This window comes from Acidiferrobacter sp. SPIII_3, assembly GCF_003184265.1.
In the GTDB taxonomy this organism is placed as follows: Bacteria; Pseudomonadota; Gammaproteobacteria; order Acidiferrobacterales; family Acidiferrobacteraceae; genus Acidiferrobacter.
Genome location: NZ_CP027663.1, coordinates 338,906 through 350,022, shown reverse-complemented (window position 1 = coordinate 350,022; position 11,117 = coordinate 338,906). Strand labels below are relative to the sequence as shown.

12 protein-coding genes are annotated in these 11,117 nt (G+C 67.8%); 1 reads left to right on the top strand and 11 read right to left on the bottom strand.

Annotation, left to right across the window (positions count from 1 at the left end):
• Positions 1-470: 470 nt before the first annotated feature.
• The 4 genes from C4901_RS01815 to bioF form a co-directional block, all read right to left on the bottom strand.
• Positions 471-1,022 carry a GNAT family N-acetyltransferase gene (locus tag C4901_RS01815; protein ID WP_168185484.1) on the bottom strand — a complete coding sequence of 184 codons (552 nt, stop codon included), beginning with the start codon at positions 1,020-1,022 and terminating at the stop codon, positions 471-473.
• Between the two features lie 306 nt (positions 1,023-1,328).
• Positions 1,329-2,180, bottom strand: a complete 852-nt coding sequence (gene bioC / locus C4901_RS01810; protein WP_110135873.1) for a malonyl-ACP O-methyltransferase BioC — start codon at positions 2,178-2,180, stop codon at positions 1,329-1,331.
• Positions 2,173-2,862 carry an alpha/beta fold hydrolase gene (locus C4901_RS01805; protein ID WP_168185483.1) on the bottom strand — a complete coding sequence of 230 codons (690 nt, stop codon included), beginning with the start codon at positions 2,860-2,862 and terminating at the stop codon, positions 2,173-2,175. Before C4901_RS01805 ends, bioC begins: the two co-directional genes overlap by 8 nt.
• A gap of 26 nt (positions 2,863-2,888) precedes the next feature.
• On the bottom strand, positions 2,889-4,058 hold the full coding sequence (gene bioF, locus C4901_RS01800; protein ID WP_205736131.1) for an 8-amino-7-oxononanoate synthase: 1,170 nt from the start codon (positions 4,056-4,058) through the stop codon (positions 2,889-2,891).
• Positions 4,059-4,199: 141 nt separating this feature from the next.
• Between bioF and C4901_RS01795 the strand changes: the two genes are divergently transcribed.
• Entirely contained in the window at positions 4,200-4,853 is a 654-nt protein-coding gene (locus C4901_RS01795; RefSeq protein ID WP_110135870.1) for a hypothetical protein, read from the top strand.
• Here C4901_RS01795 and C4901_RS01790 read toward each other — a convergent pair.
• Genes C4901_RS01790 through C4901_RS01765 form a run of 7 tightly spaced genes read right to left on the bottom strand, consistent with a single transcriptional unit; the run spans position 4,841 to position 11,032 of the window.
• The gene (locus tag C4901_RS01790; protein ID WP_110135869.1) at positions 4,841-5,911 is read right to left on the bottom strand and encodes a lipopolysaccharide assembly protein LapB; all 1,071 of its coding nucleotides are present in this window, start codon (positions 5,909-5,911) and stop codon (positions 4,841-4,843) included. The genes C4901_RS01795 and C4901_RS01790 overlap by 13 nt on opposite strands.
• Positions 5,908-6,768 carry an ExeA family protein gene (locus C4901_RS01785; RefSeq protein WP_110135868.1) on the bottom strand — a complete coding sequence of 287 codons (861 nt, stop codon included), beginning with the start codon at positions 6,766-6,768 and terminating at the stop codon, positions 5,908-5,910. The genes C4901_RS01790 and C4901_RS01785 overlap by 4 nt, the downstream gene beginning before the upstream one ends.
• On the bottom strand, positions 6,769-8,484 hold the full coding sequence (locus C4901_RS01780; protein ID WP_168185482.1) for a pilus (MSHA type) biogenesis protein MshL: 1,716 nt from the start codon (positions 8,482-8,484) through the stop codon (positions 6,769-6,771).
• A complete protein-coding gene (locus tag C4901_RS17430) occupies positions 8,481-8,822 on the bottom strand; it encodes an MSHA biogenesis protein MshK (protein ID WP_168185481.1) in 342 nt (113 codons plus the stop codon). The genes C4901_RS01780 and C4901_RS17430 overlap by 4 nt, the downstream gene beginning before the upstream one ends.
• 28 nt (positions 8,823-8,850) lie before the next feature.
• Positions 8,851-9,489, bottom strand: coding sequence for a hypothetical protein (locus tag C4901_RS01775; RefSeq protein WP_110135866.1), 639 nt, complete (start codon positions 9,487-9,489; stop codon positions 8,851-8,853).
• Positions 9,486-10,121: a hypothetical protein gene (locus C4901_RS01770; protein WP_110135865.1), complete on the bottom strand. Its 636-nt coding sequence runs from the start codon at positions 10,119-10,121 to the stop codon at positions 9,486-9,488. Before C4901_RS01770 ends, C4901_RS01775 begins: the two co-directional genes overlap by 4 nt.
• Positions 10,118-11,032 carry a hypothetical protein gene (locus C4901_RS01765; RefSeq protein ID WP_110135864.1) on the bottom strand — a complete coding sequence of 305 codons (915 nt, stop codon included), beginning with the start codon at positions 11,030-11,032 and terminating at the stop codon, positions 10,118-10,120. The genes C4901_RS01770 and C4901_RS01765 overlap by 4 nt, the downstream gene beginning before the upstream one ends.
• Positions 11,033-11,117 lie beyond the last annotated feature (85 nt).

Sequence of the window (11,117 nt, the reverse complement as noted above, 5' to 3'; positions counted from 1 at the left end):
CCGTGGATGGCTTACCAAGAGGCGCGTAAAGCCCCGTCATCGTTGCCGGCCCAACGGGGTTCTGGTGGAAGCGGATCCCGCGGGGGTTTCTGAGATCGCAGCCCGGACGCCGCCGAGAGCCCGCCGGACAGGATAGCGGCGCGACTTTCCTTATGCTACACAGTTCCGCATTACGAGATATTTGGACCCCAGGTAACGCACGGAAGCGCCTTCTGCATCTCGCCGCCGGATCCTGGCGCCCCGTCGCCGCCGACAAGATCACGGCACCGCGGAAGAAACGCGCCGAACGGGGCAGGCAGGAAGCCTGCGGCGCGGGCTTGCGCGGCGCGCGCGCCCGATCGGGGCGGGATGATCCTGGGCGGCTTGGGTCGTGGCGCAAGGCTCATATGGAGCGCCGTGGGAGCGTCCAAGCGATTAGCGGGTCCCGCAAGACAGGCTGAGGTGCCGCCATCCCCCGACGAACCGGGCGGTCATGATGGCCGCTCGTAGGGGTGCGCAGTGAGCGCGAAGACGTAGGCGGGGACCGGCTGGCCACGAACGCGGAGTCGATTCTGCGCCACGCACTCCAGGTGGGCGCCGAGCTTGCGCGCCACCCCCGCGCTTGCGTCGTTGCCGACCGCGACCACGACCTCGATCCTCTGGAGGCCGAGCACGGTAAAGGCGTATTCAACGAGCGCCGAGGCACATTCGCACGCCACTCCCTGGCGGCGGCGCGTTGGCCGTACCCAGTACCCAAGATTGGCCAGGCGATTGTGGGAATCGATGCGATTCAGGCCGGCGCCACCGATAAACGCCTCCTCGGCCAGGGAGAATATGCCGTACTCGTGGCTCGTCCCCATCTTATGGCCAACGGCCACTGACCGGAACCAGCTGCGCGCATCCTGTTCGCTATAGGTCTCTTCGGCCCAGGACAACCAATGATCGGCCGCGACCGCGGCCTCGCGGACCGCGTACGCGAATGCCGTCGCATCCCGCCTTTCATAGGGGCGCAGCACAAACCTCGATGTCCGGATGATCGACATGCCCGAAAAGCCCCCCGAATTACTGATGTCTTGCATGCTGCCACGGCGCGGAGCCGATGAGAACCGGCAAGACACAAGTGATGGACCTCCCGCCCACCTCGCGCCTTTGCGGCCGGGGCTCGGGCGAGCCCGTGGCACTCGCGGGAATGCCCGTTGGGCGCGGGGCGGTCGTGATCATGGGCCCTCGGAATTTCGGAGAATGGTGCATGGGACGCAGCCTCCCGGAACCGGGAGCGGTGGCCATCGCCCCAGACGGCGGCCGCGGCGCGCCAGGATCCGTTCGACCAGGAATGTGTCGGTCCGCCGTCAGGCACTCCGGATGGGGATTACGGGACGGCCCCTGGAGGGAATGGACGGGGGCGGCGCGCCCGATGGGACCCACGCCTGGCCATAGACGACTTCGTAGGTCACGGGCAGCCGCCCGTCCTGGCGGAAGCCCTCATAGGCCTGCTCGAAGCGCCGATAGCGGCCCTTGCCCGTGAGCCCGGGGAAACGGGCCGCCGCGGCATTATGCGCCCCGATACGCTTCAAATCACGCAATGCGGCGCCCACCGACTCGTAGGTGAGGGTATAGCGCTCGACATCGAGGACGGGATCCGAGAATCCGGCCTCGATCAGGGCATCCCCCAGGTCATGCATATCCATGAAACTATGTACATGCGGCCGATCATCGACATGCGCCCAGGCGGTGCGCAGCTCCCGCAAGGTATCGGGGCCAAAGGTGGCAAAGGTCAACAGGCCCTCCCCCCGCAGGACGCGGCGAAACTCGGCAAAGGCGCGCGGGGCATCCATCCACTGCAGGGCCAGACTCGAATAGATGCAATCGATGGTCTGGGCGCCCAGGGGCAGGTCGTGGGCGTCCGCGACCCACACCGGGCTTGGACGCCACAGCACCCGGCGCGACCGCGCGGCGCAAGCCATCGCCCACGCGATATCGCAGGCCAGCACTCGTGCCTTACGAAACCGGCGGCGCAGATGGGAGAGGGCATAGCCGGTGCCGGTCCCCACGTCGAGCACGGTGGCGGGCTCGACACGCAACCATTGGAAGCGGCTCAAGAGCTCGTCTGCCACCGTGCGCTGCAAGACCGCGCCCTCGTCGTAATGGCGCGCGGCGCGATCGAAGCTGTGGCGGATGGCCTCGGGGCTTAAGTCATTCATGAAGGAAATCCCGGATAAGGGCGGCGCTCTCCGGCAGCGCGTTCAGAAATGGCGCATGCCCGCGGCCCACCGCGCAAAAACGCGCGTTCGGCATAAGCGCGGCGGCCGCGCGCGCGGCCTCGATCGAGACGATCGTGTCGTCCATACCGTGCAAGAGGAGCACCGGCGCATGCACGGCGGGCAAGAGCGGACGGCGGTCGCTTTCTTGAAGCACCGCGAGCCCTTCGGCCAGGGCCTCCGGGCGCGGCGCCCCGCCGCCCTCGAGATCAGCCATGAGCGCGCGCACCTCGGAACGCGCGCCGGCGCCGGCCTGCAAGGTCAGAAATCGTCGCAGGGTGGCCTCATGATCGATGGCCAACTGCTTGGCGAAGGTCTGAAAGACCGCGGGTTCGGTGCCGTGGGGCCAATCGCGGGCACGCACGAAACAGGGTGTCGCTCCAACCAGGATAAGCCGGCTTACGCTTTCGGGATGGCGCGCGGCGAGTGTCAGGGCAACGAGCCCGCCGAGCGACCAGCCGAGCCAGGCATGGGCCCCGGGATGACGCGCGGCTAGTTCGGCCGCGAGCGTATCCGGGTCGAGCGCGCCCGGCTCGTAGGCGGCCCGTCCATGGCCCGGCAGGTCCAGCGATGCGCAGGGCCGCGCCAGGGCCTGCTCGAGCCCGGCAAAGACCCTTCGGTTCAACCCCCAACCATGCACGAGAAACAGCATCAGGCGGTACCGGGCGGCAGGGCCGCGAGCGCGCCGAGGAGGTGCTCGACGTCATCGCGAGTATGAACGGCGCTTAACGTAATGCGCAGTCGCGCGGTGCCGGCGGGCACGGTCGGCGGACGCACCGCGGGCACATAAAGGCCCTGCTCGCGCAGCCGCGCGCTGGCGTCGAGCGCGCGAGCGGCATCGCCTAGAATCACCGGCTGGATCGGGGTGGACGACGGCAAAACCCGCAGGCCGAGTTGCGCGGCACCCGCGCGAAACTGATGGATGCGCTCGCCAAGTTCGGTGCGCCGGTAGTCCTCGGCCGCCGCGATCGCGAGACTGGCCTTGGCACAAACCGCCAAGGCCGGCGGCAGGGCGGTCGTATAGATGTAGGGTCGGGCGGTCTGTATCAGGGCCTCGATGACATCCGTACCGGCCGCCACGAACGCACCGAACACACCGAAGGCCTTGCCGAGGGTGCCCATGTGGACGAGCGCGGGATCGTGACCAAGGCCCTGCGCGGCCGGCGTCCCACGCCCTTGCGGACCCACGACACCGAAGGCATGGGCATCATCCAGCAAAAGCCCCGCGCCGTGGGTCCGGGCGAGCGCGAGCAACCCCGGGACATCCGCGGTATCGCCGTCCATGCTAAAGACCCCGTCACTGGCCACGAGCCCACCGGGTGCGGCCGCGGCCAGCGCGCGCTTGAGGCCGGCGACGTCACGGTAGCGGTGCCGGTCGGCCTGCGCGAGGCGGGCGCCATCGATGAGCGAGGCATGATTACGTCGGTCCTCGAAGAGCCGGCCACGGCGCGGACACAGGGTGGCCACGAGCGCGAGGTTTGCCATATAGCCCGTGGAAAAGATCAGCGCCCGGGGGGTCCCCACGAACGCCGCCAAGGCCTCCTCGAGCTCGTGATGCGCCTCGCTGTGACCGCCGAGCAGATGCGAGGCGCCGGCCCCCACCCCGTAGCGGCGGGCCCCCTGGCACCAGGCCTCCACGAGTCGCGGGTCATTGGCAAGCCCCAGGTAATCATTGCTCGCGAACGAGAGCAGGGTCCGGCCATCCACCTGGACCGATGGGCCCTGCGGAGATTGCCGGCGCTCACGCCGCCGCCACAGGTCCTGATCACGCAGGCGCGCGAATGTCCACTCCAGAATGCTCGCGAAAGGATCGCCCGTCATCGGTCCCGGTCTCGGTTGGGGAGGCGCAAGCATACGTGGGGGCGGGCGCCCGATAAAGGCAGGGGCGACTTTGGACCGTTGGGAAGGCCCGCGGCCCACGCTATCGTGCCCTCTCCCGTGCGACCCCTGAGGAATGCAACCATGATACGACGATTCGCTCTCGGTGGTCTGCTGGCCGCCTCACTGTGCGTGCCGGCGTGGGCGGGTGTGGGCGTGAGCGCCGGCGCCGGAACCCTGGGGCTTGGACTCGCCCTCTCGGTCCCCGTCGTTCCAGGGTGGGCGGATGCGCGGCTATTGGTCAACGGCGGGCGCATCACGCGCCGCGAAACGACCGACGGACTCCACTATAAGGGCCGGGCGCACTTTCGTAATGCCGCGCTGCTCGCCGACCTCTACCCTTTTGGCGGCATTTTCCATATCACGGGGGGCGTCTATTACGATGACAACCGGGTCGATCTGACCGGCACGCCCGTGAACGGCCTCTATACCGTCAATGGCTACACCGTGCCGGCGGCAGCGGTCGGGCCGGTCACGGGTACGATCACCTATGCGCGTTTCGCCCCCTACCTCGGGCTGGGCGTCAGCAATGACGCGCGGCCCGGGGCCGGGTTCGCGTACGGCGTCGACCTCGGCGTCATGTGGGACCGCCCGACGACGACCTTGAAGGCCCCGGGTGCCGCCTACGATCCGGCCCTGGCGGCCGAGATCGCCTCGGTGCGCGCCCAGATCGAAAAACAGGCGAACCGCCTGAAGGCCTATCCGGTAATCTCCGTGAGCCTTGGCTATCGGTTCTGATGGGCCCCGTGGACGGCGTGCAGCTGCGCCTGTACAAACCGCGCAAGCACCGGGGGCAGGGGGCAGGCGGCGGCGTGCCGCCAGGCCCGGTAGGCGCGCGCCGCCTGCCCCGCGCGGCGGTCGATGAGCCCCAGGCCCACCCACAACGCCCCGTCACGGGGAAAGCGGCGCAGCGCGCTGCGGTAGGTCGCGCGCGCCGCGACCGGATCCCCGGCGCGCCATTGCGACACCGCCAGTAGTGCCCAATAGGACGCGTTGTCGGCCCCTGCCGCGCGCAGGCCGGCGAGGCGGTGCACGGCGGAGGCCGGCTGGCCGCGGCGCAGATCGACCTGCGCGAGCAGCAGGGCGGCGGGCAGCGCCCGCGGATGCCTCTTCAAGGCCGCGCGTAGCACCTTACGGGCGCTACGCAGATGTGCCCCCTGGAGATCGAGGGTGGCGAGCAAAAGCGCCGGGCGCAGGGTCCCGGGATTCAGGCGCAGCGCGAGCGTGCAGGCCGCGCGCGCCCGTCCGGCCTGTCCGTCCTGCAAGGCCAGTACCGCGCGGCGGTAGGCCGCACGCGCCCTTTCGGTGGCCGTCAAGGGTGTGCGGCGCCGGGATATCGCCGCTGCCTGCGCTCGAAACACGAAATGCGACCGCGGGGCCGGCGCATGCGCTGCCGGTGCCGCTACTGGTGCCGCTGCCGGCACCGGCGCGGCCGCAGGCTTCGCGGGCGGGGCCGGCGGGCGAGACACAAGGCGGGGCGCCAGCGGATGAGGCGCGACGGCGACCAGCGGCGCGCTTGCGCGGGGCGTAGCCACGATGTGATCAGCCGGAGCGGAACGGGCGACCGGGGCATGGGCGGCGGCGCCCGCACGGCCCGGGGTGAGATGCCACCAGGTCACGGCCGCGAGCGCCGCCACCACCAGGACCAATCCGGATATCCGTAAAAACCATCCGGATCGCCGATCGCCGGTGTCCGAGGCGGGCCGCAGGTCGTCCAGGACCGGTCGCTCCGGCGGGGCCTGTGCGTTACGCTCACGGGCCTCGAGGTCCCGCAGCACCTTGTTGATGAGGCTCATCGGCGCTCCCGGAAGGCCAGTCTGAAAAACCCCCGGCGCCCGCGCGCGGCCTCGGTGTCGGCGCATGCCAGCCGCATGTGCCGGGCGCGGACCACGGTCGAGCCTTCGCCATAGGCGACCATGAGCGATTTGTGGGCGAGGATATTGGCAAGTCGCGGTATGCCTCCGGAGGCCCGATAAAGCACACGCAGGGCGCGCCTCCCGAACAACGCCGGCCCTTCATAACCCGCCACATGAAGCCTGTGCCGCAAATAATCGTCGGTGTCGCTCAGCGACAAAGGTGCGAGCCGGCACGAAAAGGCGATGCGCTGGCGCAGCTGGCGGACCGAGCGGTCCTCCAGGCGCGCATCGAGTTCCGGCTGGCCAAACAAGACGATCTGTATGAGCTTGCGCTTCTCGGTCTCGAGGTTGCTGATAAGCCGCAAGGACTCCAGGGTCGCCACGGGCATGGCCTGGACCTCGTCCAGGCATAACACCACGCGCCGGCCATGCGCGCAGCTCGCGATCAGATGTTCGGTGAGGGCATGCGTGAGGGCATGAGGGCCTTGACCGGGGACCGGAGGGACCGCGAGCTCCGTGGCAATCGCCTCCATCAGGGCCAGGGGGTCGAGCGTGGGATTGGGGATATAGGCGGTCGTGAATCGGGCATCGGCGGCAAGGACCGCCAGGAGCTTTCGGCACAACAAGGTCTTGCCGGTCCCGACCTCGCCTGTGACCTTGAGGAAACCCTCGCCCATGCGCACCGCCGCAAGCAGCGTGTTCAGGGCCTCTTGTTGGCGGGCGTGGGCAAAATAGTACTCGGTATCGGGCGTGAGTCCGAAGGGCAGTTCGCGAAGCCCGAAATAGCGCTCGTACATTTAATGGCCCGTTATGCGCGCGATCCGTCTCTGAGCGCGTGTCAACTCCCGTCCCCATGGGCCGCCGAGATCCACAACCGTCGGCTTCAGGAGGATCACAAGCTCCTTTTTGACCCTCACCACCTTCTTGTCCTTGAAGAGATTGCCGAGCAGCGGGATATTACCGAGCAGCGGCACCGAGGCGTTATTGTTGGTGGAACCTTCCTTCATCAAACCGCCGATGACGATCACCTGGCCGCTTTGGGCACGCACCACCGAGTCCGACTCCTGAATGGAGCTCGAGGCGAGCGGGAGATTGAACGCCTGCCCGGAGACGCTGAATTGCTGGTTGACCTGCGTCACCTCGCTCACCGACGGGTGGATATAAAGAATGATCGATCCGTGACCATCGATCTCGGGCGTGACATCGAGCGCGATCCCCGAGAAAAATGGCGAGAGCTCGACGGCCGGCGTGGCGATCGGGGAGATCCCGACCAGGGACTCGTTGTTGGTCACCCCGGTCACGAAAAACTGATCGCCCCCGACCTTGATCACCGCCTTCTGCTCGTTCACGGTCGATACCCGCGGGCTCGACAGCACCTGGACGCGCCCCTCGGTATTCAAAAGCTGGATGAAGGCCGCGAAATTCCCGGCATGCAGCGCGAGGCTGAAGATACCACCAAGGGCTGACACGGCGGTATTGTTGATCGGTGAGTAGCCGTTCGCGCCATAAGGATTCGGGCTGCCGTATGCGGGATTGATGTTGCCCAGGTTGCCGCCTATGGTCGCCACCCCCGAGGACAGGAGCTGGGTGGCGCCGGTCTGGGCGCCGATCACCTGCGCCCCGGCGATATTCCCAAGCTTGGCCCAATCGATCCCGCTCTGATAGCCGCTCTTCAGGTCGACCTCCAGGATCTTGGCGTCGATGACGACTTCGCGATCGACGCTCGCCTGGGTGAGCCGCAGGAAGCGGCTCACGGTATGCAAGGTCCTCGGACCGGCGCGTACCACGAGCAGGCCGGCCTGGGGGTTGGTGATCACCTCACGGCCCGGGCCCTTGCCGACGAGTGCCGTGACGGTCTTTGCGAGAGTCCCCCAGAAATCGCTGCGCGAGGTGGTCTTCACGGAGATCGTGGGGGCCATGCTCTGCTGTCCGGTCGTGGGCATCGGCGCCCCACCCATGGTCCCGCCGGTGGTCCCGACACTCGTCAGGCTCTCGCCGGTGAGGCGCGTCTCCGAAACTCCCGTGCGGATGATATCCAGGTAATGGACCCGGAACAATCGCGTCCTGAGGCCCGGTGACAGGATATAGTATTGATGTCCCCGTCGCCGATACTGGTAGCCGTCCTCGGTGCGAATGACCCGCATGGCCTCGGGCACCGTGACATTCTTCAAGTGCACGCTGATGCGCCCGGCGAGATGGTCCGGCAGGGCGACGCTGTAGGATGTGCCGCGCACGAGTTCCGTGAACACCTGCGCCGCCGGCGCGTCGCGTGTATTGAAATCAAAGCGATTCGGCACCGCCAGCGTGCGCGCATGCGGTAACTGGATCGTGACCGGAGGCACCAGGGCGTTGGCCACCGCCGCCGAGACGGCGGCCGGCTTTTGCGATCGCACGCCGGCCGCCAGATTGCGTTGCATGCGCGCGGTGAGCGGTTTGTCGAAGCCCCGCGGCGCGCATCCGGCAAGCGCCGCGGCGAGACCCGCCGCCAGGAGTCGTGACCGCCGCGACCTCATGAGACCCCATCCTTCAAGACCGCCGTCTTCTTCACAGAGCGACCCGGGGCAAGAAACAGCCGGCGCGTGCCATCGCGGCCGCGGAGCACGACCGAATCGTGATGGATGGCGATCAGGCGCGCCATCCCGATACGCGCCCCCACGGTGGCGAGCCGGCCATCGATCAGGGCGAAGCGCCGCGCGCCGTCGCGCATGATCGCCTGGAGGCCGGACGCGCGCGCGCCCACCGCGCCCGCGGGATCGATCCACGGGGGGCGCGTGGGATCCGTGAGACCGTAGGCGCTCGCGCCTTGCGCCAACATCACGAATACCGCCGCTACGAGCCATCTTCTCTTCATACCCGATACCATACAAGGACCGTGCCAATCATTGGAGCAAGGCCTCGTGGGTGCTCAGCGTATAGACCCGCAACCGCACCGTCGAAAACGGATAGTGATCGGTGGTCAATGTCACCCGCCCCCAGAGGACATGGCGTTTGGTGTGGGCGAGCACCGTAAGATAGCGCAACAGGGCGCCATACGTGCCGCGCACGATGAGCGTCATCTCATGACGATACAAAAATGGCTTGTCTTTCGGGCTGCGACGCACCGCCGTCACCTTTCGGTCCACGAGGGCCACGACCGTCACCCCCGGTGCGCGCGCAAGGACCTGGCGCAGAAGGGCAGGCATGTCGCGGGCCGGCACCAGGCCTGCCGCAAGATGCGCGAGATGCGCCTTGAGCGCGCGCACCTTGCGCGCAAGCCCCTTCAGTTCCGCGGCCTCGCGGGCGCGGGTTCCCGGCGCCAGGATGGCGTCCAGCCGGGCATCGATCTGGCGGGTCTTGGCGTGCAGAGAGGCGAGATCGGCGGTGACCGCGCGCGCGCGATTTTCGAGCGGGCGGATCATGGCGATGACCATGAGGCCGTAGGTGACGGCCACGATCGCCGCAAACAGCAGGATGCGCTCACGCAGCGTAAGGGCATCGATACGCTCCTGGATGGAAACGATCTGCGCCTTTAAGCTCATGTCGCACCCTTGGCCGCGGCCGGGGCGTGGGTCCTGGCGGTCGCGGTGGTCGTGCTCGCCGTGAAATCCACATAGGGCCGATAGCGCCCGGCCACGCGCGCGCGTGTGATCTCAAGCCCCCGGAAACGGTAACCGGCGAGACTTGGTCCGGCGACCACGCGATGCAGAAAAAGCGGTACCAGGGCCGGGCGCAGGCTGTGACCCGCAAGCCTAAGCGACCGGTGCCTGCGATCCAGGGAAAACCGCGTGATCCAGAGACCGGGAAGGACACCGCGGCTCATGGCGATCAAAACCGGCGCCGGGCCGATCTCGGCGCGGCGGCTTTGGCGCAGAAAGCGGCCAAGCCCCTTCAGGGTCTGCTCGCGGCGCTTAAGGGCCGCGAGCCGCGCACGGGCGCGACCCAGCCCAAAGACGCTGTCGGCCGATGCCAGGCGGGCGGCAGCGCCCTGCTCCGTTTGTCGGGCATTGGCGAGCGCCCCGGAGAGACTCTCGACCTGCCAGGCATCGAAGGCGGCGGCGACCAGCCCGACTGTCACCAGCGCGAGCCAGGCGCGCAGCATGATGCCGGCGGAGAACAGCTTGGGCTCGCGCCGGAAGATCGGATGATAGAGATTGATCTGCTGGGAGATCACAGCGCCACCTTGTCCTGGCGCAAGGCCGCGCCCAGAGTTAGGAGACAGGCGTCCGGGACCGGCACATCGGCCTCGATGTCGCCATAGCGCCCGGCCTCCCAGGACGCGACGCGTTGCGTGAGATGGTTTCGCAGAAAGGCCACGAGCGCCTCGGTGCGCGTCGTGACGGGCGCCACCACGACGTGCATGATGGGGTTTTGCCGAAAAGAGCTCTCGAAGTAATCGAGCGAGCGTTGCAGTTCCAGCAGGAGGTGCTCGAACCCGCGCTCGTCGGTGAGCGCCGATGAGGCCTCGGCGACGGTGCGCGAGAGATAGAGCGCGCCATCGCGCGTGATGGTGATGAACGCCCCATCCTCGGTCAACGTAAGCAGCGCCACGCCCTCCCGGTCCTCGGGCAGGAGATGCGCGAGATTGCGCTGCGCAAGCTCCGGGATGTCGATGATATCGAGGGCCGCGCCGGCGTTGTGCATGAGGTCGGCGCGCGCGCGTATCGCCTCGTTGCGTCCGACCACCACATACACGAGCGCCGCGCGTCCGGGCATGCGCACCGGGACGTCGAATACGTCCAGGGTGGCGTCGTTAACATGAAAATCGATCAAGTCCTTGATGCGCCAGCGCAGCGCCGCGCGCAGCTCCTCGGACTTCACATCCGGCGCCTCGGTCTGCAGCAGCCGATATTCACCCTCGCCAAGCAAAGTCGTGCAGGGTTGGTGCTTGAGGTCGTGGTCTTGGACGAGCCGCGCGAGGACCCGGTCCGGCTCGGCGCCGTCATAGGGTCGGAACTCGGCAATGGCAATCCGGGCCGGCGCTTGGGCATTGCGAACGACGCGCACAAAAGAGAGCCCCGAGGCGTGCACGCCGATGCCGGCGAGACCCGCGTCCCGGCGCCCGCGCCGCCAACGTCCCCACATACCTCCCCCCATAGTGCTCATCCTCACGGCCTATCCATCGCTTTGGCATGCCACGGCGGTAAGCTCTTTGGCCGACAGTAGCACG